This window comes from Sphingopyxis sp. BSNA05, assembly GCF_013265645.1.
Classification (GTDB): domain Bacteria; phylum Pseudomonadota; class Alphaproteobacteria; order Sphingomonadales; family Sphingomonadaceae; genus Parasphingorhabdus.
Window position 1 is genome coordinate 115,121 of record NZ_PYIA01000012.1, and the last position, 24,299, is coordinate 139,419.

General features: G+C 59.2%; 24 protein-coding genes and 1 pseudogene. 16 read left to right on the forward strand and 9 right to left on the reverse strand.

Annotation, left to right across the window (positions count from 1 at the left end):
• Nucleotides 1-26 precede the first annotated feature (26 nt).
• The gene (locus C8024_RS01555; protein WP_173202695.1) at nucleotides 27-953 is read left to right on the forward strand and encodes an SRPBCC family protein; all 927 of its coding nucleotides are present in this window, start codon (nucleotides 27-29) and stop codon (nucleotides 951-953) included.
• Here C8024_RS01555 and C8024_RS01560 read toward each other — a convergent pair.
• Entirely contained in the window at nucleotides 948-1,535 is a 588-nt protein-coding gene (locus tag C8024_RS01560; RefSeq protein ID WP_173202741.1) for a uracil-DNA glycosylase, read from the reverse strand. The two genes, C8024_RS01555 and C8024_RS01560, sit on opposite strands and share 6 nt — an antisense overlap.
• 117 nt (nucleotides 1,536-1,652) lie before the next feature.
• The gene (locus C8024_RS01565; RefSeq protein WP_173202742.1) at nucleotides 1,653-2,006 is read right to left on the reverse strand and encodes a DUF3597 domain-containing protein; all 354 of its coding nucleotides are present in this window, start codon (nucleotides 2,004-2,006) and stop codon (nucleotides 1,653-1,655) included.
• Between the two features lie 264 nt (nucleotides 2,007-2,270).
• Between C8024_RS01565 and C8024_RS01570 the strand changes: the two genes are divergently transcribed.
• Nucleotides 2,271-2,855 carry a DUF937 domain-containing protein gene (locus tag C8024_RS01570; RefSeq protein ID WP_173202696.1) on the forward strand — a complete coding sequence of 195 codons (585 nt, stop codon included), beginning with the start codon at nucleotides 2,271-2,273 and terminating at the stop codon, nucleotides 2,853-2,855.
• Here C8024_RS01570 and C8024_RS20730 read toward each other — a convergent pair.
• Together C8024_RS20730 and C8024_RS01585 are read right to left on the reverse strand one after the other, a co-directional pair.
• Nucleotides 2,852-3,730: an NfeD family protein gene (locus tag C8024_RS20730; RefSeq protein ID WP_254305459.1), complete on the reverse strand. Its 879-nt coding sequence runs from the start codon at nucleotides 3,728-3,730 to the stop codon at nucleotides 2,852-2,854. The two genes, C8024_RS01570 and C8024_RS20730, sit on opposite strands and share 4 nt — an antisense overlap.
• A gap of 26 nt (nucleotides 3,731-3,756) precedes the next feature.
• Nucleotides 3,757-4,722 (reverse strand): SPFH domain-containing protein, encoded by a 966-nt coding sequence (locus tag C8024_RS01585; RefSeq protein WP_173202698.1) that lies wholly within the window; start codon nucleotides 4,720-4,722, stop codon nucleotides 3,757-3,759.
• Nucleotides 4,723-4,824: 102 nt separating this feature from the next.
• On the opposite strand from C8024_RS01585, the gene C8024_RS01590 reads away from it, so the two are divergent.
• The 6 genes and pseudogenes from C8024_RS01590 (at nucleotide 4,825) to C8024_RS20740 (ending at nucleotide 9,857) form a co-directional block, all read left to right on the forward strand.
• On the forward strand, nucleotides 4,825-6,327 hold the full coding sequence (locus C8024_RS01590; RefSeq protein WP_173202699.1) for a M28 family peptidase: 1,503 nt from the start codon (nucleotides 4,825-4,827) through the stop codon (nucleotides 6,325-6,327).
• A 50-nt stretch (nucleotides 6,328-6,377) separates the two neighbouring features.
• Nucleotides 6,378-7,855 (forward strand): annotated as a pseudogene (guaB, locus tag C8024_RS01595) (IMP dehydrogenase).
• 18 nt (nucleotides 7,856-7,873) lie between these two features.
• On the forward strand, nucleotides 7,874-8,083 hold the full coding sequence (locus tag C8024_RS01600) for a hypothetical protein (RefSeq protein WP_173202700.1): 210 nt from the start codon (nucleotides 7,874-7,876) through the stop codon (nucleotides 8,081-8,083).
• A complete protein-coding gene (locus C8024_RS01605; protein WP_173202701.1) occupies nucleotides 8,080-9,258 on the forward strand; it encodes an RsmB/NOP family class I SAM-dependent RNA methyltransferase in 1,179 nt (392 codons plus the stop codon). Before C8024_RS01600 ends, C8024_RS01605 begins: the two co-directional genes overlap by 4 nt.
• 69 nt (nucleotides 9,259-9,327) lie before the next feature.
• Entirely contained in the window at nucleotides 9,328-9,663 is a 336-nt protein-coding gene (locus tag C8024_RS20735; protein WP_254305460.1) for a tetratricopeptide repeat protein, read from the forward strand.
• Nucleotides 9,664-9,692: 29 nt separating this feature from the next.
• On the forward strand, nucleotides 9,693-9,857 hold the full coding sequence (locus tag C8024_RS20740) for a hypothetical protein (RefSeq protein ID WP_254305461.1): 165 nt from the start codon (nucleotides 9,693-9,695) through the stop codon (nucleotides 9,855-9,857).
• 19 nt (nucleotides 9,858-9,876) lie between these two features.
• Here the strand turns inward: C8024_RS20740 and C8024_RS01615 are convergent, their stop codons facing one another.
• The 3 genes from C8024_RS01615 to C8024_RS01625 form a co-directional block, all read right to left on the reverse strand.
• The gene (locus C8024_RS01615) at nucleotides 9,877-10,827 is read right to left on the reverse strand and encodes a YdiY family protein (RefSeq protein ID WP_173202702.1); all 951 of its coding nucleotides are present in this window, start codon (nucleotides 10,825-10,827) and stop codon (nucleotides 9,877-9,879) included.
• A 22-nt stretch (nucleotides 10,828-10,849) separates the two neighbouring features.
• Nucleotides 10,850-11,335 (reverse strand): RNA pyrophosphohydrolase, encoded by a 486-nt coding sequence (locus tag C8024_RS01620; protein WP_367947094.1) that lies wholly within the window; start codon nucleotides 11,333-11,335, stop codon nucleotides 10,850-10,852.
• 215 nt (nucleotides 11,336-11,550) lie between these two features.
• Nucleotides 11,551-12,501: an alpha/beta hydrolase gene (locus tag C8024_RS01625; RefSeq protein ID WP_173202704.1), complete on the reverse strand. Its 951-nt coding sequence runs from the start codon at nucleotides 12,499-12,501 to the stop codon at nucleotides 11,551-11,553.
• Between the two features lie 180 nt (nucleotides 12,502-12,681).
• Here C8024_RS01625 and C8024_RS01630 point away from each other — a divergent pair, with 180 nt between their 5' ends.
• The 8 genes from C8024_RS01630 to C8024_RS01665 all read left to right on the forward strand — a co-directional run bounded on the left by C8024_RS01630 (nucleotide 12,682) and on the right by C8024_RS01665 (nucleotide 22,027).
• Complete coding sequence (locus tag C8024_RS01630; protein WP_173202705.1) at nucleotides 12,682-14,571, forward strand: 2-oxoacid:acceptor oxidoreductase subunit alpha; 1,890 nt, start codon at nucleotides 12,682-12,684, stop codon at nucleotides 14,569-14,571.
• Nucleotides 14,568-15,599, forward strand: a complete 1,032-nt coding sequence (locus C8024_RS01635; protein WP_173202706.1) for a 2-oxoacid:ferredoxin oxidoreductase subunit beta — start codon at nucleotides 14,568-14,570, stop codon at nucleotides 15,597-15,599. The genes C8024_RS01630 and C8024_RS01635 overlap by 4 nt, the downstream gene beginning before the upstream one ends.
• Nucleotides 15,600-15,644: 45 nt before the next feature.
• Nucleotides 15,645-16,034, forward strand: coding sequence for a GxxExxY protein (locus tag C8024_RS01640; protein ID WP_173202707.1), 390 nt, complete (start codon nucleotides 15,645-15,647; stop codon nucleotides 16,032-16,034).
• A gap of 45 nt (nucleotides 16,035-16,079) precedes the next feature.
• On the forward strand, nucleotides 16,080-17,060 hold the full coding sequence (locus C8024_RS01645; RefSeq protein ID WP_173202708.1) for a metal-dependent hydrolase: 981 nt from the start codon (nucleotides 16,080-16,082) through the stop codon (nucleotides 17,058-17,060).
• Nucleotides 17,061-17,074: 14 nt separating this feature from the next.
• A complete protein-coding gene (locus C8024_RS01650; protein ID WP_173202709.1) occupies nucleotides 17,075-18,469 on the forward strand; it encodes a deoxyribodipyrimidine photo-lyase in 1,395 nt (464 codons plus the stop codon).
• 157 nt (nucleotides 18,470-18,626) lie between these two features.
• Entirely contained in the window at nucleotides 18,627-19,409 is a 783-nt protein-coding gene (locus C8024_RS01655) for an SDR family oxidoreductase (protein WP_173202710.1), read from the forward strand.
• 55 nt (nucleotides 19,410-19,464) lie between these two features.
• A complete protein-coding gene (locus C8024_RS01660) occupies nucleotides 19,465-20,715 on the forward strand; it encodes a cyclopropane-fatty-acyl-phospholipid synthase family protein (protein ID WP_173202711.1) in 1,251 nt (416 codons plus the stop codon).
• A gap of 19 nt (nucleotides 20,716-20,734) precedes the next feature.
• Nucleotides 20,735-22,027 (forward strand): serine hydrolase, encoded by a 1,293-nt coding sequence (locus tag C8024_RS01665; RefSeq protein ID WP_254305462.1) that lies wholly within the window; start codon nucleotides 20,735-20,737, stop codon nucleotides 22,025-22,027.
• Here the strand turns inward: C8024_RS01665 and C8024_RS01670 are convergent.
• Both C8024_RS01670 and purF read right to left on the reverse strand, forming a co-directional pair.
• Nucleotides 21,947-22,648 carry an SDR family oxidoreductase gene (locus C8024_RS01670; protein ID WP_173202712.1) on the reverse strand — a complete coding sequence of 234 codons (702 nt, stop codon included), beginning with the start codon at nucleotides 22,646-22,648 and terminating at the stop codon, nucleotides 21,947-21,949. The two genes, C8024_RS01665 and C8024_RS01670, sit on opposite strands and share 81 nt — an antisense overlap.
• A 2-nt stretch (nucleotides 22,649-22,650) precedes the next feature.
• A complete protein-coding gene (gene purF / locus C8024_RS01675) occupies nucleotides 22,651-24,174 on the reverse strand; it encodes an amidophosphoribosyltransferase (protein WP_173202713.1) in 1,524 nt (507 codons plus the stop codon).
• Nucleotides 24,175-24,299 lie beyond the last annotated feature (125 nt).

The following is a 24,299-nucleotide window of genomic DNA, read 5'->3' on the forward strand; positions in this document are numbered from 1 at the left end:
AAAAACTTACGACGAACCAATGGTTCATGGTTTCTCTTGCCGTGCTGGCGGCGGGGCTGGCCTATGCATCCATCGTCATACATGGAGACGGGACACTTTGGTCGGGTTTTACCTTCATCATGATCCTGCCGATCCTGATCGGAGCCATATTGTCTCTGGCAACCCCCGGCGATTACAAGAATCAGTTCAAATCCTTTTTCGCCATGCAATTTTCCGCGTTCGGCGCTCTCATTCTCGTTTTTGCCATCTGGATGCGCGAAGGCGTTATTTGCATCTTGATGATTGTTCTGCCGTGGCTGTTATTCGCGATGATAGGCTCCTTCATCATATCTCTTGTGCGACACAAAATGCAGACCGGGCGCTTCTTTTCCGTGCCGCTTTTGTTGTTGCCACTCATCGGGCTCCAGATCGAAGCTTCCTATGACCCACCGGTGTCGAATTATACGGTCACCCGGCAGATCGAGATCGCTGCGGCACCCGAAGAGATATGGCCGCTGCTTCTGTCCGTTGATGATATTCAGCAAGATGAAGGGCGCTGGAATTTCACGCAGGATATCGTCGGGATTCCCCGGCCTCGTTCTGCCCTTGTGGTCGGGAGCGGTGTCGGTTCCGTCCGGTTCGCGCAATGGGGAGACGATATCCGGTTCGAGGAGCATGTGACCGCGTGGAAACCCGGACATGAAATCGCATGGGATTTTCATTTTACCGACGATTCGATCAGCCGGTATACCGACCGACATATTTCGCCGGACAGCAGCCTTCTGCAGATCGAATCCGGTGGATATTCGCTCGAGGATATGGGTGATGGTCGGACCCGGTTGACCCTGTCGACGCATTATCAAACGCAAAGCTGGATGCATCACTATTCGTCATTCTGGGGCAACGTTTATCTTGGCGACATCCAGAAAAACATACTCTGGACGATCAAGGACCGGGTCGAAAGCATATCATAAGCGCTCTCGTGCTTTCTCGAAAATATCTTCAAACATTGCCACGGTAAGGCGCCGCGTATTCAGATTATAACGGCTGCAGTGATAGCTATCGATCAGGGTGCGGCCATCGGGTAGAGTGTGCTCCGCGCCATGCGCGAACTTGTGGTCCGCCAGTCTGAGGCCTTCCATCCGGATGATGCTGTCATGGGCGATTTTTCCCAGCGCCACGATTGTGCGTAGATTGGGCAGGGCGCGGATCGCTTTCTTCAGATAATCGCGGCAATTGTTGATCTCGGCGCCGGTCGGCTTGTTTTCCGGCGGCAGGCATTTGACCGCGTTGAGAATGATCGTGCTGTTCAATGTGATACCATCGGCGGGGTCATTGGCAAACTCGCCGGTGACGAAGCCATATTTGGTGAGAGTGGCAAACAGCGTTTCGCCCGAGGCGTCGCCGGTAAACGGCCTGCCGGTCCGGTTGGCGTCCTCCATGCCCGGAGCGAGGCCGACGATGGCCAGCCATGATTCCGGGTCGCCAAAGGCCGGAACCGGGGCGTTCCACCAGTCCGGATGGTCCTTGCGCAATGATTTGCGCAGGCCGACCAGTCGCGGACAGCGCCGGCAGCCTTTCGGGGCTTCCGCAGCGGGAAGCGGGGAAAAAGAAGGGGGCCATGATCGCTCACAGCCCCCGCCTAAATTCTAACGGACATATCGTCCAGCGGCTTAGTCTTTCAGATCAGCCGGAACGATACCGCCGGCGGCGGCGATCTTGTTCATGACCTGCTTGTGGAGCAGGATATTGTCTTCGGCAGAACCGCTGTAATCGCTGTTGCCGAGTTCCTGTGCCAGTTCCTTGCGATTGCCATAGCTGGCGTCGATCTGGACCAGTTTCATCAGGTCGACAATCGACGTGCGCCAGTTGAGCTTGTCGGAGCCCGGGATGCTGTCGAGCCGCGCTGCAACGTCGACTTCGCTGATTGCCGCGCGCTCGGCTGGAGCCGCTGCTGCAGGCGCCGGTGCCGCCTTGGTTTCGGGTTCTGCGGCCTTGGCTTCGCCGCCAAAGATCGCGTTCTTGATTTTCCGAAAATACTCATGTCATGCTCCTCGTTATGATGCGGGGCTTGTTGTCCGGCTTGTGCCGTTCCTTACCCTTGCAAACAACCTCGGTGTTCACGGGCAATGAGTCAATTGCCCTTCTCCCGTCCCCACGGATATGCGCCGCCCACACCGTGTAAACACTCGTAAAGTGCCCGATTAGGCGGTTTCTCGCCCGAAAATATGCTAGAGACATCGCAAGCGAGGAATCAAAATGTGCCGGTTTGGCATTGAAGGAGAGTGATTATGAATATGTTGGATATGTTGCAGCAGTCGGGTGGTATCGGCACGATGGCCAAGGAACTGGGCATCAACGAGAGCGTTGCCGAAGCCGGTGCCGCAGCCCTGTTGCCTGCCATCTTGGGCGGTTTCAAGAAAACCACCCAGGCCCAGCCCAGCGGCCTCGACGGTCTGGGCGGATTGCTCGGCCAGCTCGGCGGTGGCGGCCTGCTCGACAGCGTACTCGGCACACAACCGACTCCGGTGGAAAAGGGCAATGAAGTGCTTGGCCAGATATTCGGTTCCAAGGAAGTCAGCCGTACTGTCGCCGCGGGCGCGGAACAGCAGACCGGGATCAGCAGCGACCTGCTGAAGAAAATGCTGCCGGTCGTCGCGATGATGGTGACGGGTTATATGGCGAAGCAGGGTGGCGACAGCGCTGGCAGTGCCGGCAACGGCGGTGGTATCGGTGGTCTGATCGGTGGCCTGCTGGGCGGCGGCAACAAGGCATCATCGGGCGGTCTGGGCGGTCTGGCTTCGATGCTCGACCTCAACGGTGATGGCAATCCGCTGGACGATATCATCGGCATGGCCGGCAAACTGACCCGCTAGACTGTCCCGAACCGGAGGAATTTGAATATGAGCATGCTCGAAAAATCATGGATATGTTGCCCGAGAATTTCAGCATCGACGATATCGCGGAAAAAGCCGGGATGACGGCCGATGAAGCGAAAAAGGGCGGCGAGGCCCTGTTTGCGAAATTGCGCGACGGCAGCACAGACAAGATGACCGCGATCAGGGAAGCCGCCGCCGAAGCGGGTGTGGATCCCGAGAAACTCAAGGGGCTGTTGCCCGCGATGGCGGAGAAAGCCGGCCTGGATGGCGAGGGCGGCCTGATGGACAAGCTGACCGGCGATGATGGACTGCTCGGCAAGGTTACCGGCCTGTTTGATCGCGACGGTGACGGCAATCCGATCAATGACCTCACCAATATGGCGAAGGGTTTCTTCAAGAAATAGCTTTGGTTTCCGGTTGGACGGGGTCCTCCAGCGCTTCCAGCAGCAGGACTCCGCCTTCGACCGAAGCGACTTTCGCCACCGTGCCTTTTTCATGTCCGGTCCCCTGGCCGGCCATACGCCGTCGGCGACCTTGGCGCGACCACTGGTTGGCGAAACCGTCTCCACAATCGTCACGGTTCTGCCGATCAGCTGCGCCGAACGGTTGTTGAGCAGCGGATTTTCGCTTTCGATATTGTGGGTCAGATACCAGCGTCGCCCGCCGAGCACCGCCGCTATTGTGGCGAGCCCAAATACTGTCAGCTGGCCGGCAAGCGTCATGTCGATGAACAGCGAGAGGATTCCGGTCGCAGCGGCGGCTGCGGCTACCCAGATCAGGAAGACGCCGGGTACGAACAATTCCGCCAGCGCGAGCAAAGCGGCCAGCCCGAGCCAGACATATTCCGGATTGTTCAGCGTGAAATCATCCATGGCTCATGCTCCGCTTTGTCCCGGGCTCACTTGTCCTGATCGTCGAACGGACCCTTGCGCTTTGGCGGCGCGAAGGTCTCGTGACTGTCGCCCAGCGCTTCCTTGGCCAGCGCGCCGATGCCGCCCAATGTGCCGATAAGCTGGGTGGCTTCGACCGGGAATAATATGGTCTTGGCATTGGGCGAAGTGGCAAATTTCTCGACCGCCTTCACATAATCCTGGGCGACGAAATAGTTGATCGCCTGGGCATTGCCGCTGGCAATGGCTTCGGACACCATCTGGGTCGCCTTGGCTTCGGCCTGGGCTTCGCGCTCGCGGGCTTCTGCGTCGAGGAAGGCTGATTCCTTGCGGCCTTCCGCCTGCAGGATCTGGCCCTGTTTCTCACCCTCGGAACGCAGGATCTCGGAAGCGCGGGCGCCTTCGGCATCGAGGATATTGGCGCGTTTCTCGCGCTCGGCCTTCATCTGCCGCGCCATCGCGTTGACGATATCCTGTGGTGGCCGGATGTCCTTGATCTCGACGCGGGTGATCTTGATGCCCCAGGGGGTGGTGGCATCGTCGATCACGGTCAGCAGCCTGGCATTGATCTCGTCGCGTTTCGACAGCGTCTCGTCGAGGTCCATCGAGCCCATGACCGTGCGCAGGTTGGTGGTGACGAGGTTGAGGATCGCGTTGTAGAGATCGTTGACCTCGTAGGCCGCCTTGGCTGCATCGAGAACCTGGAAGAATACCACGCCGTCGGTGGAGATCATCGCATTGTCCTTGGTGATGATTTCCTGGCCCGGAATGTCCAGCACCTGTTCCATCATGTTGACCTTGCGGCCGACGCGATAGAGAAAGGCGGGATAGAAATTGAAACCGGGCTGGGCGGTTGTGGTGAACCGGCCGAAATATTCGATCGTATAATGATAGCCCTGCCGGACTATCTTGATGCTCGCAAAAAGATAGATGATGGTGACCAGTAGCACCAGCAGTAACAGTGAAACGCCCATTTCCATTCTCCTCCGCAAACCGTCGCATAGTCATTGATTATTTGCAGGATGTTGCCAAGGAAAAAGCGAATTATTCAGGTTAACACAAGGATTGTTGCTGCGATGCGTTTTGTTGCCCTTCTGATATTCTCCGGTCTGATCTTCACGGTAGCGGCTCGCGCGGAGCCGACAAGCGAAGCCGATCTGCTCCGGCATATCGAGATATTGGCGAGCGATGCTTTCGAGGGGCGCAAACCCGGCACGGCGGGTGAAAACAAGACGGTCAACTATATCGCCAGCCAATGGTCGGCGGCAGGCCTGCAGGCGGCAGGAGAACAGGGTTCGTGGTATACGCCCGTGGCCCTGGCGGAGCGTACACCGGAGAGCTACCGGATGTTTGTCATCGACAGCAACCGGGGCAACACCGTGCGCCTGCCGCAGGATGAGATCATCCTGCGCGGGCGGGATTCGTCCTTCCGCCAATTGAACATGCCGCTGGTCCTCGCCGGCTATGCGGATGATGGATCCGGGGGGGCTGATGTCCCGGTTGCGGGCAAGCTGGTGTTTCTGCCGCGGAACCCGCCGGAAGATGAAACAGGCCTGCCCGATTATCGCGACCGCAAGCTTCAGCTCATCCGGAACGGCGCGGTCGGAGTGATCACCATTATCGAGGACGAGGGACTCTGGCCGCGATATTTCCGGGCCTTCCAGCACGGCGCGACCGCCTTGGCCGACCCGGAAAATCACGCCGAGCTGGAGGGGGCGATCAGTTACGACCAGTTCAGAAAGCTGCTTCGGCCATCGGGCAGGGATGCGGAAAGATTGCTGCTGGAAAGCGGCGGATTTGCCGCTATCGCGCTGGGCATGACTGCGGACGCCGTGGTCGAAACCTCTGTCCGCAACTATGTGTCGCATAATGTCATCGGCAAGATCCCCGGTAGCGACCCGCAAAGCGGTGCCTTGCTGTTTCTCGGGCACTGGGATCATTTCGGCATTTGCCGGAGCGAAGATCCGGACGACCCGGAGCGGGACCGGATCTGTAACGGTGCGGTCGACAATGCCAGCGGCATCTCGCTGCTGATCGAGACCGCCCGGCGCCTCGCCGCGGATCGTCCCGAGCGGGACATCTATTTTCTTGCCACCACCGCCGAGGAAAAGGGGCTGCTCGGCGCACGGGCCTTTGTCCAGGCTCCCCCGGTCGCGCTCGACAATTTTGTGGCTGTCTTCAACGCGGACACGGTCGCATTGTCCGACAAGCGCAAGCAAATCGCCGTGGTCGGGCTGGGCGAAACAATCCTGGACGGCGATATCGAGATTGTCGCCGCGCAGGAGGGACGGGAGATCGACCGCAGCGGCAAGGCTGACGCCTATCTGAGACGGCAGGACGGCTATGTATTTCTCGAGCGCGATATTCCTGCCTATATGATCACCAGCGCCTTTGCCGACGAGGAACGGCTGACAACCTTTATCAACGGGCCTTATCATGACGTTAGCGATGAAGTGAACGATAGCCTGCTGTTGGCAGGGGCCGCTGCCGATGCCGATTTCCACGTCGCGCTGGGGCGTTATTTTGGCTCGACGGCCACATATCCCGGAAAAGCCACTAGCGGCGGGGCCGATAACTGATTACATGGGCCGCCACAGAATCAAATTCACGACATCGGAAAGTGGCGATCATGAGCAGGTCAGGCAAACATAAAGAAATTCGGTTGGGACTGACCTTTGACGATGTCCTTTTGCAGCCTGCTGCATCCGAAATCGTTCCCAGCCAGGCCAATACCAAGACCCAGTTGTCCAAACTGATCGGTCTGAATATCCCGATCCTGTCCTCCGCAATGGATACTGTGACGGAATCCGACATGGCGATTGTCATGGCGCAGATGGGCGGAATCGGCGTGTTGCATCGCAACCTCACCGTTGAGCAGCAAATTGCCGCCGTACGTCAGGTTAAGCGTTTTGAATCCGGGATGGTGGTCAACCCGATTACCATTGCACCGGACGCGACGCTGGCCGAAGCGCAGGCGACGATGGAGCAGAACCGGATATCCGGTATTCCCGTGGTCGAGAAGTCGGGCAAGCTGGTCGGCATTTTGACCAACCGCGACGTCCGCTTCGCCGAAAATCCGGAACAGCCGGTTTCCGAATTGATGACGAAAGACAATCTGGCCACGGTTCCGGCAGGTGTCAGCCAGGAAGAGGCGCGGCGGACCCTGCACCAGCGGCGGATCGAGAAATTGCTCGTCGTCGACAATGATTATCGCTGCGTCGGGCTGATCACGGTCAAGGATATCGAGAAAGCCGTGACCTATCCCAACGCGACCAAGGATGAAACCGGCCGGTTGCGGGTCGCTGCGGCCTCGACCGTCGGCGACAGCGGACTGGAACGGACGCAGGCGTTGATCGACGCGGAATGCGATCTGATCGTCATCGATACCGCCCATGGCCATAGCGCGATGGTCGCGCGGGCCGTCGAGGAAGTGAAAAAGCGGTCGAACGGCGCGCAGATCATTGCCGGCAACGTTGCGACAGCCGCAGCCACGCGGGCGCTGATCGATGCCGGCGCGACGGCATCAAGGTCGGCATCGGACCCGGTTCCATCTGCACCACGCGGGTTGTCGCCGGTGTTGGTGTTCCGCAGCTCACCGCGATCATGGATTGTGCGGAAGAAGCGGAAAAGTCGGGCATCCCCGTGATCGCCGATGGCGGCCTGCGGACATCTGGCGACGTCGCCAAGGCACTGGCCGCGGGCGCATCTGCGGTGATGATCGGATCCTTGCTCGCAGGGACCGAAGAAGCGCCGGGCGAGACTTTCCTCTATCAGGGCCGCGCCTATAAGAGCTATCGCGGCATGGGTTCGGTCGGCGCCATGGCGCGCGGGTCGGCGGACCGCTATTTCCAGCAGGATATCAAGGACCAGATGAAGCTGGTGCCGGAAGGAATCGAGGGGCAGGTGCCGTTCAAGGGACCGGCGCGCGATGTCATCCACCAGCTGGTTGGCGGCGTGAAAGCGGCGATGGGTTATACCGGAAGCGCTACGCTGGAAGATTTGCGGGAACGGGCCGAATTTATCCGGATCACCAATGCCGGATTGCAGGAAAGCCATGTCCATGATGTTGCTATCACCCGGGAAGCGCCCAATTATCCGACGCGATAGCGCCTCGGGCGGTCTCTCATGATCGAGGCCAAGATAATCCTGATGATATTCATCTGGCCTGCGGGGCAGGGGGCCGATACGCCGCGTTGGACAAGCGATGCCTATCTGACCGTCGAAAGCTGCGAAAGGGAAGCTGTGCTGCTGAAGACCAGAATTGCCGCGAAATACGGTCCGGCCACCCGGATGGAGCATCATTGCATGCATCTGGACGATCGGGTGGACGCATGACCCCCGCAGCGAGACTGCAGGCAGCGATAGAGATGCTGGACTGGATCATCGCCGCCGCGCGGGACAATGGGGCGTCAGCGGACAATATCGCCAAGAAATTCTTCAAGGAACGGCGCTATGCCGGATCGGGTGACCGTCGCGCCATTCGCGAGCTGGTCTATTCTGCCATCCGGCGCTGGGGCGACCGGCCGGAAAGCGGCAGACAGGCCATGCTCGGTCTGGTAGCCGAACAGCCGGAATTGCGCGAGCTTTTCAGCGGTTCCAACTATGGTCCGGCAGCGATTGCAGACGGGGAAGCGGTTGCCAGCGGCGCGCAAATTCCCGATTGGCTGAGCGACCGCTTTGCCAGCCTGATCGACGAGGATGAGCGCAAGGCGCTGTTTGATCGCGCCCCGCTTCATGTCCGGGTCAATGGCCAGCGTTCCAGCGAAGCGGAGGTCAGGTCGGCCTGGCCGGAAGCCGTCCCTCTGGCCTTGCCACACGGCTATGAACTGCCCGCCGGCAGCCAGCTGGAAGACAAGGCGCTGTTCCGTGAAGGCGCAATAGAGATTCAGGATCTTGGTAGTCAGGCGATTGCCATGGCGGGCGCTGCTTCCAAGCCGGAACTGGCTCTTGACCTATGCGCGGGCGCAGGCGGCAAAACGCTTGCTCTAGCGGCGATGCTTCCTGACGAAAGCAAGATTATCGCGGCGGATACCGATCGCAATCGGCTGAGCCGGATCGAACCCCGCAAGCGGCGGGCCAGCGCGCGGAATATCGAGACGATTTTGCTCGGTCCGGGCAAGGAAATGGAATCGCTGGACCATCTGAAAGGCCGCTGTGATCTGGTCCTGATTGATGCGCCTTGCAGCGGCACCGGAACCTGGCGCCGCAATCCCGAACTGCGCTGGCGGATGACCGCCAAGCGACTGGAACATACGACAGAACTGCAGCAAAGGCTGTTCGCGCTCGGCAGCGAGCTGGTAAAACCGGGAGGACGTCTGGTTTACGCCGTGTGCTCGCTGCTTGATGCAGAGGGCTGCGACCAGACCGACAGCTTTCTGGAAAGCCATCCGGGGTGGCGGGAAATATCGATTGATTTGCCGATTGGCCGCCCATATCGTAAAGGCCTTCTTCTTTCACCGCATCATGACGGAACGGATGGCTTTTATTTTACCTGTCTCGAAAAATTGTGATAGCAAAGCATGTTAAGCCAGCATGCAGATGAGTCTGGCTATGGTCGAGAGACTTTATTGGAGCTGATTATGCGTTTTTCACCGGCTGTCGTGGCCTTGTCTCTCGTCTTTGCCACCGTTTCCAGCGCCAGTTTCGGCCAGTCCGCGGATATCGAGATCAAGCCCCGCTCGATCGAATATATGCAAATGGGTGAGGCGGCGCAGAAGCGCGGCGAACTCGATCTGGCTGCCGATCTTTACGAAACATCTCTCGTCGTCGATCCGCGCAACGGCTCTGCCTTCATCGCGCTGGCGCAAATTGCCCGGGTGCAGGAATTGCCCGGCAAGGCTATCCGTCTTTATCGCGAGGCGCTGATACTGGATCCGAACAATCTGGATGCCTGGCGGGGCAGGGCGAGGCCCTGATCCAGCGCGGCGCGCTGGAAAAGGCGCGGGTGAATCTGTCGCGGATCGAAACCCTGTGCCGTTCGCGCTGCGCGCAGAATGACCAGCTGGCTTCGGCGATCAAGATCGCCGAAAAGAAGCCGGTGCTTTCGGCCGAAGCAGTGACGCCCAAGCCGCAAATCGGGGACGAAGAACCGGCCACCGAAATACCGTGAAGCGGGCTTCCGCTAAAATCTAGAAATCATAGACCAAAGTCGCGCGGCTCAGCGTATCGGTCTTGATCCGGCCGGTCGGCGGATTGGTCTCGTGCTCGATCGTGTAAGAGAGGCGCGCCGAAAGCGCGCCGAGCAGTTTTGCTTCGAGCGCCGACGTGGCTGTCAAGCTGGTGTTGTCGCTGTCGACGACGACCACCGCCGAGCTGAAACCCTGCGCGTCGCTGGCATAGGTGCCACCGGCATCCTGCGAAAATTTCAGATGATCGGAAATCTTCCAGTCGAAATCGAGACCGGCCAGCGCGGCCAGACTGCTTTTCGATCCACCGCCTGTAAAATTCGTGGTGCGAAATGCAGGGCCAGCCTTTATGGCCAGCCGAATGTCTTTGGTCTTGACCAGTTCATAGCCCAGCCCACCGGACAGGGTGTAGCGGGCGGAAAATCCCTGGAACCGGTCCCGTTCAAACTGGGCCAGGCCATAAGCGTAGAAGCTTTCATCAAATTTGTAATTGGGTTCGATGGTCGCGCTCAGCTGGTCGCGGGTCGTACTGCCAGCGTTGCGCTCATAATCGGCGCGGGCCTTGATGTTCAGCCGCCACTTGACCGCATCCTTGACCAGTTTCAGTCCGCCCGAAAGGCCCAGATTCCGGGTGTTTCCGGTCGAGCGGAAACCGCCGATCTCGCCTTGTCCCTTCCAGTTTTCAAAGAAACCCGCTTGTTGCTTTTCGCGCAGGGCCTCGGCCGCCGCTTTCACCTGCCGGGCATTGAAGTCGGCCATCAAAGCATCGATCTCGGCATGGTCATCGGGGTTTGTTGCCTTGGCGATTTTCACAATGGCGGCAACGTCCTGCTTGTCGTCCGATGCAATGGCGGCCTCGATCATCGCCCTGACCGGATCGGGCAGCGCTGCGGCGGCTGGCGTGGAGGCGCTTGCCGCAACGAGAATTGCGGCCGCTAGTGCTGTTCTGGTCATAGAGAAATCCCGCTTACTGTTACTAGATCAGCGGTAGGAACTCTTTCAAAACCGCCCGATACAGGTCCCTTTTGAAGGGAACGATCAAATCTGGCAAGCCCTGCGGATCGGTCCATTTCCAGTTCTTGAACTCGGGATGTTCGGTCCGGATATCGATATGGTCATCCTCGCCGGTGAAGCGCATCAAGAACCAGCTCTGCCGCTGGCCGCGATATTTGCCTTTCCAGATCTTGCCGAGCAGCTCGTCGGGCAGATCATAGAGATATTCTTCTGTGCTGCGGCCGATGATCTGGACGAAATCTTCGACCACGCCGGTTTCCTCGCGCAGCTCGCGCAAGGCTGCCGTTTCCGGCTCTTCGCCCTTGTCGATCCCGCCTTGCGGCATCTGCCAGGCGTCGGGATAGTGGCTGTCCGCCGCATCGAGACGCTGGCCGACAAATACTTGCCCAGAACGGTTGGCGAGCATGATTCCGGCGCACGGGCGGTAGGGGAGATGGGAGAAGTCGATCTTATATACCTTTCCAAAATCATTCGTGGTGCGGCCCCGTCGGTCAGCCGTGCTGTCGATCGTCGGGGTAGCAGGCGGGACGTTTCGGCGCGCCTTTAGCGCATAAGCGCGGACTTACCTAGCGACTCCTTGTAGGGAATCTAGTTATCCAACATGCGTTCGGCAATAGGTGGACCATCACCAAAATCCGGAAATCCGGCGGCGATCGATCCCGTCTAGGATTCCAGCGAAGCGAGCAGGGTTTTCCACGCGGCAATCATCCTGTCGACATCCTGCTGCGCGGAGGGCACGGCTTTGCGGATATTGATGAAGCCGTGGACATTGCCCGCCATTTCCATGAAATTGGTGTTCACGCCGTGGCGGATCAGATCGGCGGCATAATCACGCCCCTGATCGCGCAGCGGATCGAGGCCGGCGGTAACCAGCACCGTCGGCGGTGATTTCGCCAGATCACCAAGATAGGGCGACACGCGAATGTCGTCATCCTTTGCCGCATAATGGCTGTTGAAATAGTCCATACTGTCCCTGGTCAGCAGAAACCCTTCGGCAAATTCGTCCATCGATCCGCCCTTCGCATCCATCCGGCTGGCGGGATAGATAGGGAATTGCGCGACCACGGGGACGGACGCCGGTTCGCTGGCCAGCACCTGTCCGACCACCAGCGCCAGATTGCCGCCGGCGCTGTCGCCGCAGGGGATCATGCCGCTGATCTGCAGCTTGAGCTGGGCCTGATTGTCGGCGACCCAGCGCGTCGCGGCTAGGCTGTCCTCGGGAGCGGCGGGGAAGGGCGCTTCCGGGGCCAGGCGATAATCGACCGCGATCACCGGCAGGTCCATCTCGCGGGCTATATAGGTGCAGAAACTATGGTGGGATTCCAGATCGCCGATCACGAAGCCGCCGCCATGATAGAAGATGATGGCGGGCGTTTCGGCGCTGCGTTCGGCCTGGCTGTCGTAGAGCCGCAGCGCGATATCGCCGGCCGGGCCGGGGCAGGTGAGATCTTCGATCCGCGGGATTTCAACCGCGTCCGCTTCGAGCATTGCTGCCATGACATTGTACATTTCGCGAGCCGCTGCGGGTTCGACTTCCGACATCAGCGGCTGGTCGGATTGGGCCATCATCGTCAGAATCATCTGCACATCGGGGCGTACATAAGCGTCAGTCATCTCTCATCTCCCAGCTTTTAATTGACCGATTAGATCAGGCCGCGCGCACTAGGCAAGCGCTAATCGGGACGAACGTCCCAAACAAATGCTTTATCCCTATTAGTTTTGTGGTTTGAAGCGGGGCGCATTGCTGCTCTAGGGCGGGATGCGTAATAATAATAAAGGCACGGAAAATCCATTATGGCCACCGCATTGAAGCAGGAAGAACCGAATAGTCCCAATAGTGATGGCGCAGAAAATGTCGTCGTCCGCTTCGCCGGAGACAGCGGCGACGGGATGCAGCTGACCGGAGGGCAGTTCACGCTGTCAACCGCGCTGGCGGGCAGCGATCTTGCGACCTTCCCCGATTTTCCGGCTGAAATCCGGGCGCCGCAGGGAACCCTGTTCGGTGTGTCCGCCTTCCAGATCAATTTCGGCAGCCGCGCGATTGAAACCGCTGGCGACCAGCCGGATGTGCTGATCGCGATGAACCCCGCCGCGCTGAAAACCAATGTCGAGGCCTTGCGTCCCGGCGGTCTGATCATCGCCGACTCCGGCGAGTTCGGAAAACGGAATCTCGACAAGGCGAAATATGAGAATAATCCGCTGGAAGACGGGTCGCTGGCGAAATGGCAGTTGCTCAAGCTTGATATTTCCGCGCTGACTCTGGAGGCCGTGAAGCCGTTCGGGCTGGGCAACAAGGAAGCGCTGCGTTGTAAGAATATGTGGACGCTGGGTCTCGCTCTCTGGATGTTCGAACGCGACCGCCAGCCGATTATCGACTGGTTGCAGGGCAAATTCGCGAAATTGCCGGATGTTGCGGAAGCCAATATCGCGGCGCTCAATGCCGGCCATGCTTATGGCGAAACCGCCGAACTGTCGGGTGACGGGCTTGGCAGCGGGCATTTGACCACTCGCAAGGTCGGTGCGGCGCCATCTGCGCCAGGCAAATATCGGACGGTAACCGGTGCGGAATCGCTGTCGCTGGGTCTGGTGGCCGGTGCGCAGCTGGCCGGCTTGCCGATGTTCTTTGGCGGCTATCCGATCACGCCGGCTTCGGCGATCCTGCACCATTTGTCGCGCCTGAAAGAATTTGGCGTGACCACATTCCAGGCAGAAGACGAGATCGCCGCGATCGCAGCCGCGATTGGTGCGAGCTATGCCGGGAAACTGGGTATCACGTCGTCGTCTGGTCCTGGCATTGCGCTGAAAGGCGAAGCGATCGGGCTGGCGATCATGACCGAGCTTCCGTTGGTCATCGTCAACTCCCAGCGCGGCGGACCTTCGACAGGTCTTCCAACCAAGACCGAGCAATCGGATCTCTATCAGGCTGTTTACGGCCGCAACGGCGATGCGCCGATGCCGGTCATTGCAGCGCGCTCGCCGAGCGATGCCTTTGAATGCGCAATCGAGGCGGTGCGGATTGCGGTGCAATATATGACTCCCGTCATGCTGCTTACCGACGGCTATATTGCCAATGCGGCGGAGCCCTGGAAAATCCCGGATGTTAGCGGTCTGGAACCATTCCCGACGACCTTCCTGGAAACAATGCCTGCAGGGGGATTGAAACCTTATGCGCGCGACGCAAAGCTGGCGCGGCCATGGATCAAGCCGGGTACGCCGGAATTGATGCACCGTATCGGCGGCATCGAGAAGGGCGTCGATACCGGCCATATCGATTATGGCGCGGCCAATCACCAGAAAATGACCGAAATCCGTCGCGACAAGGTATTGGGCGTCGCCGACAGCATTCCCGATCAGGATGTTGCGCTCGGCAATACAAGCGGCAAGCTGGCGGTGGTCGGCTGGGGTTCGACCTTCGGGCCGATCCATCAGGCGGTGCGACGTGCCGTGGAAGCGGGCAAGGATGTCGCCCATATCCATATCCGCAATATCTGGCCGATGCCGAAAAATCTCGGCGACTTGCTGAAAGGCTATGACCGCGTGATCGTACCCGAAATGAACACCGGACAGCTGAAAACCGTATTGCGCGACCAATATCTGGTCGATGCCAAGCCGGTGAACAAGGTTTCCGGCCAGCCCTTTACCATTGCCGAAATTGAAGCGGCGATTGAGGAGAATCTGTCATGAACGAGATGACAAAAATCACGACCACGCTGAAAGACTGGGAAACCGATCAGGAAGTCCGTTGGTGCCCTGGCTGTGGCGATTATGCCATTTTAAAGGCCGTACAGCGTACCATGCCCGATCTTGGGGCTGACCCGTCCAAGACGGTCTTTGTCAGCGGTATCGGCTGCTCCTCGCGCTTTCCTTATTATATGGAGACTTATGGTTTCCATACGATCCACGGCCGTGCGCCGGCAGTGGCTACCGGTGTGAAGCTCGCCAATCCGGAGCTCGACGTGTGGATCATCACCGGTGACGGTGACGCGCTGTCGATCGGCGGCAACCACACGATGCATCTGCTGCGCCGCAATCTCGATTGCCAGGTGATGCTGTTCAACAATGAAATTTACGGACTGACCAAGGGGCAATATTCGCCAACCAGCCGTCAGGGTACGCAAAGCCCGTCGACGCCTTATGGTTCGGTCGATCGGCCCGCTTCGCCCTGTGCTTTTGCGCTGGGTGCCGGTGCGCGCTTCGTGGCGCGCGGTATCGATATCCACAAAGGACTGCCCGACGTACTCAAGGCGGCCCATGCCCACAAAGGCACGTCCTTCATCGAGATTTTCCAGAATTGCATCGTCTATAACAAGGATGTGTTCGAGGAATTTGCGGCGAAGAAAACCGCAGCAGATACGCAGCTGCATCTGGTCGACGGGGAGCCCATGCTGTTCGGCAAGGGCACCAAGGGTATCACGCTCAATCGCAAGACCCTGCAGCTGGAAGTGGTCGACGTCGTCGATGGTGACTGGGAAGCGGCCGATGTGATTGTTCATGATGTCACCAACCGCTCGGTCGCGCATATGCTGATCGAAATGCAGTTCGGCGAATTCCCGATGGCACTGGGCGTGCTCTATGACGATCCGCGGCCGACGTTCGAAGCGGCTGTGATCGCTCAGAATGAAGCAGCAGCGGCTGGCAAGAAGCCGGATTTGCAGGCTTTGCTGAGCAAGGGGCAGACCTGGACGGTGGCTGAGGGTGGGCCGGAACTGTAAAGGTTTTGGACTCGCACGAAGACACGAAGGCACTAAGATGTCGGCGTGGAACGTATTGAAGAGTTCGCCAAAGTCTGTGTTGATTGTGGTTTCTGGCTGCACAAGGAATTGGGCCCGGGACTGCTTGAATCCGCCTATGAAATATTGCTTTGCGAGAGTTTGAAAGAGAAAGGTCTTTCTGTCGAAAGACAGAGGATCATTCCTACTGTCTTCAAGGGGCGAGTTTTGGACGAGGCCTTTCGGGCTGACCTGATCGTCGAAAACAGACTGTTGATTGAGCTGAAGTCTACCGAACGCTACGCACCTGTGCACGCCAAACAGCTATTGACCTATCTCCGTCTGATGGATTTGCCTCTTGGTTTCCTGATGAACTTTGGCGCAGCCACTTTCAAAGAGGGCGTAAAACGGATAGCCAATGATTATTATGCAAAATGAAAACCCCTTCCTTTGTGCCTTCGTGGCTTCGTGCGAGATAAAATTTTGGATAACCTGACCCACAGCCTGGCCGGTGCCGTTCTCGGCCAGATGGGCCTGAAAAAGAAAACCGGTCTCGGTATGGCGACGCTGATCATTGCCGCCAATATTCCCGATATCGACGCGGTGACGACCTTGCTCGGCGGGGTGCAGCATCTGGCGCTCCGGCGGGGTATCACCCATGGGCCGATCGCGATGCTGGTGCTGCCACTGTTGCTGACCGGGATCATGATCGGCTTTGACCATTGGCAGACGAAGCGCGGAAAACGGCCTGCGGACCGGTTGCCGATCCACAAGGGCTGGCTGCTGGCTTTGGCCTATATCGGCTGTCTCAGCCATCCAGCGCTGGACTGGCTGAACAGCTATGGCATCCGCCTGCTCGAGCCGTTCTCGTCGCAATGGTTTTATGGCGACAGCATCTTCATCATCGACATCTGGATCTGGGTGGCACTGATCGCTGGCCTGTGGCTTTCGAGACGGCGTGAGAAGAAGGGCGCTGGCAATTGGCAGCGGCCCGCCTGGATCAGCTTCGCTGCGATCTGCGCCTATATTTTTGCCAATGGCGTGATAACCGGCAAGGCTGAAGCGGAGACCAAGTCGCTGCTCGCGAGCAACGCTGCTCAAACCGAGGAGAAGGGCGAAGACAATATGGTCGTGGCCAACCCGGTGCCGCTCCAGTTCTGGAAACGGGAGATGCTGTGGCGCAATGAATTTGCTTACGGGTCAGGTGCTTATGATCTGTTTGACGGACTGGTTCTCAGTGAAAAGCGGGCCATGCCTGAATCCAGCCGGGCGCTGCTTCCCGTCCTGACAACGGCCAGCGATGACGCCGCCGCTTTCCTGTTCTGGTCAAGAATGCCGGTTATTGAAGGGGATGGCAGCAATATGACCGTGCGAGACCAGCGCTTCATGGACCCGCTGGTCGGAGACCGCTTCTCGGTCCGGGTCAATGTCCGAAAAGACAGGTTGGAACGAGCGGCTCCCTGAGGGATGGGTGGGATATGACAAAGCCCAAAATCATCTGGTTCCGCCGCGATCTTCGTCTGTCCGATCAAGCCGCTCTCGCCGCCGCTGCGGCCGGTGACGGCCCCGTCATTCCGGTCTATATTCTCGACGACGAAACGCCGAAACACCGCATCATGGGCGGGGCGTCGCGCTGGTGGCTGCATCGGTCATTGGAAGAATTGGAAGCATCTTTAATGAATCTGGGGTCGCGGCTGATCCTGCGCCACGGGCCAGCTTCAGAGCATTTGGCCGAAATTGTCAAATCGACGGGCGCGGATGAAGTGCATGCGCTGCAACATTACGAGCCTTGGTGGATCAATGCCGAACGAATGTTGGAAAAATCCCTCGGCGATCAGGCGCGGTTGATCCTGCATGACGGCAATTATCTGCTGCCGCCGGGGACGGTGACGACCGGATCGGGCACGCCCTATAAAATCTACACACCCTTCTGGAAGGCGCTGCGCCAGCATATGCCGCCGGGGGAGCCTGCTGCGGCTCCTGATAGTCTCGATACCCCGGACAGTTGGCCGGATAGCGATGCGCTGGACGATTGGGACCTGTTGCCGACCAAGCCGGACTGGGCCGCGGCTTTTGGTGACCACTGGCAACCGGGGAGTGCCGGAGCGGAAGACAATCTCGAAGAATTTGCGGACAAGGCGGCGGAATATGACGAAGGTCGCAATCTGCCTTCGGAAGAGCTGGTATCGCGCCTTTCACCGCATCTGCATTTTGGCGAGATCAGCCCGGCGACGGTCTGGAACCGGCTGGCGGGGCAGGGCAGCAAGGTCGAGACCTATCTCAAGGAACTGGTCTGGCGCGACTATGCGCAAAATGTGATCGACCAGTTCTCGCAATATGGTGGCGAGAGCTATCGCGAGAAAATGCGGGCGCTGCCGTGGCGCGACATGGGTGACGATAGGGTGAAAGCCGACTTCAAGGCGTGGTGCGAGGGCAGAACCGGCTATCCTATTGTCGATGCCGGAATGCGTGAACTCTGGGCGACCGGCTGGATGCACAATCGCGTCCGGATGATCGCCGCCAGTTTCCTGATCAAGCATCTGCTAATCGACTGGCGCGAGGGCGAGCAGTGGTTTTGGGATACGCTTGTGGATGCCGATTACGGCTCCAACAGCGTCAACTGGCAATGGGTGTCGGGCACCGGCGTCGACAGCAATATGTTCGTCCGGATCATGGCGCCGCTGACCCAGTCGGAGAAATTCGACGCCGGCGACTATATCCGCCAATGGGTCCCGGAACTGGCGGATATTGACGATCCCTATATCCACGATCCGGAAGACCACGGCTGCAAGCCCAAGGATTATCCGGCCAAGATCATCGGGCACAAGGAAGCGCGCGAACGGGCGCTGGACGCCTATGCCAAGGTGAAATGATCTCGGGGATTGAAATGCGCGCGGCAAGCCGATATTGTTGGCGCGCAAATCAAAGGATATCAGGTCGATGAACAAGTAGGTCGCCGTCAGGCAATATCAGAATATTCTCGCCAGTCCGACGGGCTGGACATTTTGACACCTATATTCAGGACCTCTTATGCACAGACTATCAGGAAAATTTTGCATCATCACCGGTGCCGCCCGCGGCATCGGCAAGGCTATTGCCAAGGCCTTTGTCGATGAAGGGGCGACGGTTCTGCTCACCGACTGCGATGCCGACATGCTGCAGGTCGCCGGGGAAGAACTGGGCTGCGACACATTTTTGCTGGACGTGGAGCAGGAAGCGGACTGGGACCGGCTCGCCAGCTTGCATCCTGCCGCCGATGTCGTCGTCAACAATGCCGGGATCACCGGCTTCGAAAAGGGCGTCGGCCCGCATGATCCGGAAAATGCCTCGCTCGAAGACTGGCGGGCGGTGCACCGGGTCAATCTTGATGGGACCTTCCTCGGTTGCCGCTACGCGATCCGGGCGATGAAGGACAAGGGCGCGGGATCGATCATCAATATATCGTCGCGCTCCGGGCTGGTCGGGATACCGGGGGCTGCGGCTTATGCCTCGTCCAAGGCCGCGATCCGCAATCACAGCAAGTCGGTCGCGCTTTATTGCGCGCAGCAGGGCTGGCAGATACGCTGCAATTCGATCCACCCCGCAGCGATCATGACACCGATGTGGGAGCCGATGCTGGGCGAGGGTGACGCGCGGGAGGCCTCGGAAAAGGCGCTGGTCCGCGACACGCCGCTGCAGCGGTTCGGCAAGGACAGCGAAGTGGCCGCGATTGCGGTGCTGCTGGCATCGGATGAAGCGGGCTATATCACCGGATCGGAACTGAATATCGATGGCGGCATTCTCGCTGGCTCTGCGGCGGCGCCGGGTTCGTGAATGAACGGATAGTTCTACGTTGCCAAGCGCTTAGCGCTGGTCCATATTTGCGCGCATGAACGTCGAAACCCCCAAACGCGGCCAGCATCTGCTGGACAGGCGCAAAAGATTCGCCACCGGCGGGGGCTTTTTCGCGCGCCTGTTCGCGCCCGGCTTTCACCATATTCTCGACCGCATCGATGCCGGGCTGGATCATGGCACATTCGAGGGCAAGCTGCCCGACGGGACGACGCGGATATTGGGCGGGCGCGGCGAAGGGCCGATGGCAGAGGTCAATCTGCATAGCTGGAACGCGTTGCTGCGGCTGATCAACAGCGGTTCGGTCGGCTGGTACCGCGCATGGGAACTGGGCGAATGGGGCAGTCCCGATCTGGTGCCGGTCTTTGACCTGTTCACCCGCAACCGCGACGGGCTGAAAAGCACCGGACGGGCCTCCGGTCTGTTCAACTGGGTGGTCCGGCGGCGGCACACGAAACGCGACAACGACAAACGCCGGGCGCGGCAGAATATCCAATATCATTATGATCTGGGCAATGATTTCTACCGGCTCTGGCTGGACGAGAACATGATCTATTCCAGCGCGATTTTTGCCAGCGAAACGGACAGTCTGGAGCAGGCCCAACGCAACAAGATCGCTGCCATAGCGCAGCGGCTGGCAACGCGGTCGGGCGATAGCGTGCTGGAAATAGGCTGCGGCTGGGGTGCGCTGTCGGGCAGTCTGGCGCGCGATCACGGGCTGGACGTGACCGGCATTTCGCTGTCCGACGAACAGACCGCCTGGGCGCGGGAGCATCATCCCGAGGCGGGCTATCTGATCCAGGATTATCGCGATATCGACGGTCAATATGATGCCATTGCCAGCGTCGAGATGGTGGAGGCGGTCGGCCAGCAATATTGGCCTGATTTTCTCGACTGCATCGCCCGCAACCTGAAACCCGGCGGGCGAGCGGCGCTGCAATATATCGCGATCGCCGACGATATTTTCGAACAATATGCGAGCAGCGCAGACTTCATCCAGACCTATATTTTCCCCGGCGGCATGCTGCTGTCGGAGAGCCGGTTCCGGGCGCTGGCCGAGGAACGCGGCCTGCGGTGGACCGACCAGAAGAATTTTGGCCTCGATTATGCGAAGACATTGAAAATCTGGCGCGAGCGGTTTGATGACGCGGTCGAGCGCGGCGATCTGCCTTCCGGGTTTGACGAGAAATTCGTCCGTCTGTGGCGTTTCTATCTGACCTATTGCGAAGGCGGTTTTCGTGGCGGCGGCATTGATGTCGCGCAGGTGACGCTGATAAAAACAGAATAAGAGTGGGAGAACGGAAATAATGAAATTTATCGGAAAACTGGCGATGCTGGGCGTCGCCTGTATCAGCCTGACGGCTTGCGAACAGGTGCAAAAGGTCGCGGCCGACGCGGCCGGCCTGCCGACCGACAAGAATATCCTGTTCTGGACCGATGCACAGCGCGACAAGGCTTTCCGGATGATGGACGTGCTGGTGCCCTCCAACACCATCGCCGCCGGCGATAATCCGCGGGAACTGGAGGCTGGAAATCCGCTGCCGGACAGTTTCGAGGTCGCTGGCGAAAGGCTGTCGATCGACGACTATATGGAACAGCAAAGGCTGGCCGGCATGGTCATTCTGCAGGATGGCAAGATCCGCAAGGAAGAATATCGGCGCGATTTCGAACAGGACGAACGCTGGACTTCCTTCTCTGTCGCCAAATCGCTGGTCTCGACGCTGGTCGGCGCCGCGATCAAGGACGGTTTTATCAAGTCGATCGACGATCCGCTGACCGCTTATATCCCGGAGCTGAAGGGCAGCGGCTATGACGGGGTAACGGTGTTGCAACTGCTGACCATGACATCGGGCGTGAAATGGAACGAGGATTATGCCGATCCGAAATCCGATGTGGCGCTGTTCAACAATACCAAGCCGGTCGACGGAATGGATCCGATCATCGTCTATATGAAGACGCTGGAGAATGAAGCGACGCCGGGCACCCGCTGGCAATATAATACCGGTGAAACCAATTTGATCGGCGTGCTGGTGGCCAAGGCAACAGGCAAGACTTTGTCTGAATATCTGTCCGAAAAGGTTTGGAAACCTTATGGAATGGGGCAGGATGCCGAATGGCTGCTCAACGAGGGCGGCAAGGAAATCGGCGGCTGCTGTATCTCCGCGACGGTGCGGGATTATGCCCTGTTCGGGCAGTTCGCGATGAATGGCGGCAAGGTCGGCGAGACGTCGGTTGTGCCCGAGGGCTGGTTCGAAAAGGCCGGCACGAAACAGGCGGACATCGGCGTGCCGGGTCGTGGCTATGGCTATCAGTGGTGGACCTTTGACGACGGCAGTTTCGGCGGCCAGGGCATTTTCGGCCAGGGCATTTTCATCGATCCGGCGCAGAAACTGGTCATTGCGACCAACGGCAACTGGCCCAGCGCATCACCAGACACGCAGAAGAACCAGCGGATCGCCTTTTTCGAAGCGGTGAAAAATATGTGGCAGCCGAGCCGCCGCAGAGCTGATCCGAGCCCGTCAGCTGATCTGGAAATGCTCGCCGGTGTCGAAATCGCTGGCGAGTATTTCGACCAGCCGCTCGGCGACGACCGAGGGTAGTTTGACACTGGCCGGATCCTTGCCCGGATAGGCGCTGGCCCGCATTTCGGTGCGGGTCCGGCCGGGGTCGACAATGGCTGTGCGAATCTTGCCCAAATTGCGCATTTCTTCACCATAGCTGAGCAAAAGTGTCTCAAGCGCGGCCTTCGATGCACCATAAGCGCCCCAGAATGCCCGCGGCTTGCGGCCGACGCTGCTGGTCATGGCAACGACCCGGGCATCATCGCTCTTGCGCAGCATCGGATCGAAGCCGGCGATCAGCGCCTGCTGCGCGATCAGGTTGAGCGTCAGAACGTTATTGAATTCCTTGCCGTCAATCGCCGGCACCGGTGCGAGCGTTCCCAGCATGGCGGCGTTGAGCACGAGAATGTCGAGCCCCTCCCAGCGGCCGGCAATTGCGGTGGCCAGACGCCCGATACTGTCGCCATCGGTCAGGTCGAGCGGCGCGATCGTGGCGCTGCCGCCGGCATTGTGAATCTGCTCCTCGATCTTTTCCAGACCATCGGCGCTGCGCGCGGTGATCACGACATGGGCGCCTTCGCGCGCCAGTGCCAGCGCCGTTGCCGCACCGATACCGCGGCTTGCACCCGTAACGAGCGCCAGTTGGCCTGCAAATTTCATGGTCAGTTCGCTGATTGCTTGAGGCGGGGCAGATCGCCGGACGGTTCATGGTCCCGCGCGGTGCCCGAGGAGTCGGAACGCTCGTTGAGCATGCTGAGCTGGTCGGGTTCTTCCTCGCCATCGCGATCGGTGAGGACGGTCGGATAGGCGCCGGTAAAGCAGGCATCGCAATATTGCGGCTGGAGATCATGGCGCGTGTCTTCGCCGGCCGCGCGGTAAAGACCGTCGATGGAGACGAAGGCCAGGCTGTCCGCCTGGATGAACTCGCGCATTTCCTCGATCGATTTGCGGGCCGCGAGCAGTTTTTCCCGCTTCGGCGTGTTCACGCCGTAAAAGCAGCTGTGCATGGTCGGCGGGCTGGCGATCCGCATATGGACTTCCGAAGCGCCAGCTTCGCGCATCATCTGCACGATTTTCAGACTCGTGGTGCCGCGGACGATTGAATCATCGACCAGCACGATCTTTTTGCCGTTGACCAGAGGCCGGTTGGCATTGTGTTTGAGCTTTACCCCGAGGTGGCGGACGCCGTCGCCCGGCTGGATGAACGTCCGGCCGATATAATGCGAGCGGATGATGCCCAGTTCGAAGGGAATGCCCGATTCTTCGGAAAAGCCCAGCGCTGCCGGGGTGCCGCTATCGGGCACCGGGATGACATAATCGGCGGTGACCGGGCTTTCGATGGCGAGCTGTGCACCGATTCCCTTGCGCACGCTGTAGACCGAACTGCCGTCGACAATCGAATCGGGGCGTGAGAAATAGACATGTTCGAAAATGCAGGGCCGTGCCTGATTATCGGGAAAGGGGCGGTGCGAGCGCAGTTCGCCGTTGGTGACGACGATCAGTTCGCCGGGATCGACGCTGCGAACATATTCCGCGCCGACCAGATCAAGGGCGACGGTTTCGGAAGCGAAAACATAGGCTTCGCCGATCCTGCCCATCACCAGCGGGCGGATGCCGAGCGGATCGCGGCAGGCGATCATCCCTTCGGCGGTCATGCAGATCAGCGAATAGGCGCCTTCGACCTGTTTCAGCGCGTCGATAAATTTGTCGAGCAGGGTGCGATATTTGGATGTGGCGACCAGATGGATGATGACTTCGGTATCGCTGGTCGACTGGAATATCGAACCGTGGCGGACGAGCTCGTCCCGCAAGGCCAGCGCGTTGGAAATATTGCCATTATGGGCGATCGCAAAACCGCCGGACGCGAGGTCGGCCTCGAGCGGCTGGACGTTGCGCAAGGTGCCGGCACCGGTGGTCGAATAGCGGACGTGGCCGCAGGCCGAATCGCCCTGCAGACGGTTGATCACTTCCTCGCTGTCGAAATTGCCGGCCACCGGGCCGAGCGCGCGGTGGCTGTAGAATTCCTTGCCGTTGCGGCAGGTAATCCCGGCGGCTTCCTGGCCGCGATGCTGGAGAGCGTGCAGACCGAGCGCGACCATGGCGGCGGCGTCGTCGATACCGGCGACGCCAAAAACGCCACACTCTTCCCGCAGCTTGTCATCTTCAAACGGGTGGGTTGTCAGCATATCTCACCTGGCATGTAATTGGTCGGGCGCGCGATGCCTGCCATATAGGTTTGAAAGGTGGCTTTGTCTGCCCCCAATGTCATAAAATCATAATATTGCGTGATCGGGCATCTGCGGGCTGGATC

Coding starts and splice junctions, on each gene's coding strand:
- C8024_RS01555 (WP_173202695.1), top strand. CDS start 27: ATGGTTTCTCTTGCCGTGCTGGCGGCGGGGCTGGCCTATGCATCCATC.
- C8024_RS01570 (WP_173202696.1), top strand. CDS start 2,271: ATGAATATGTTGGATATGTTGCAGCAGTCGGGTGGTATCGGCACGATG.
- C8024_RS20730 (WP_254305459.1), bottom strand. CDS start 3,730: ATGGATGATTTCACGCTGAACAATCCGGAATATGTCTGGCTCGGGCTG.
- C8024_RS01585 (WP_173202698.1), bottom strand. CDS start 4,722: ATGGGCGTTTCACTGTTACTGCTGGTGCTACTGGTCACCATCATCTAT.
- C8024_RS01590 (WP_173202699.1), top strand. CDS start 4,825: ATGCGTTTTGTTGCCCTTCTGATATTCTCCGGTCTGATCTTCACGGTA.
- C8024_RS01600 (WP_173202700.1), top strand. CDS start 7,874: ATGATCGAGGCCAAGATAATCCTGATGATATTCATCTGGCCTGCGGGG.
- C8024_RS01605 (WP_173202701.1), top strand. CDS start 8,080: ATGACCCCCGCAGCGAGACTGCAGGCAGCGATAGAGATGCTGGACTGG.
- C8024_RS20735 (WP_254305460.1), top strand. CDS start 9,328: ATGCGTTTTTCACCGGCTGTCGTGGCCTTGTCTCTCGTCTTTGCCACC.
- C8024_RS01615 (WP_173202702.1), bottom strand. CDS start 10,827: ATGACCAGAACAGCACTAGCGGCCGCAATTCTCGTTGCGGCAAGCGCC.
- C8024_RS01625 (WP_173202704.1), bottom strand. CDS start 12,501: ATGACTGACGCTTATGTACGCCCCGATGTGCAGATGATTCTGACGATG.
- C8024_RS01630 (WP_173202705.1), top strand. CDS start 12,682: ATGGCCACCGCATTGAAGCAGGAAGAACCGAATAGTCCCAATAGTGAT.
- C8024_RS01635 (WP_173202706.1), top strand. CDS start 14,568: ATGAACGAGATGACAAAAATCACGACCACGCTGAAAGACTGGGAAACC.
- C8024_RS01650 (WP_173202709.1), top strand. CDS start 17,075: ATGACAAAGCCCAAAATCATCTGGTTCCGCCGCGATCTTCGTCTGTCC.
- C8024_RS01655 (WP_173202710.1), top strand. CDS start 18,627: ATGCACAGACTATCAGGAAAATTTTGCATCATCACCGGTGCCGCCCGC.
- C8024_RS01660 (WP_173202711.1), top strand. CDS start 19,465: ATGAACGTCGAAACCCCCAAACGCGGCCAGCATCTGCTGGACAGGCGC.
- C8024_RS01665 (WP_254305462.1), top strand. CDS start 20,735: ATGAAATTTATCGGAAAACTGGCGATGCTGGGCGTCGCCTGTATCAGC.
- C8024_RS01670 (WP_173202712.1), bottom strand. CDS start 22,648: ATGAAATTTGCAGGCCAACTGGCGCTCGTTACGGGTGCAAGCCGCGGT.
- purF (WP_173202713.1), bottom strand. CDS start 24,174: ATGCTGACAACCCACCCGTTTGAAGATGACAAGCTGCGGGAAGAGTGT.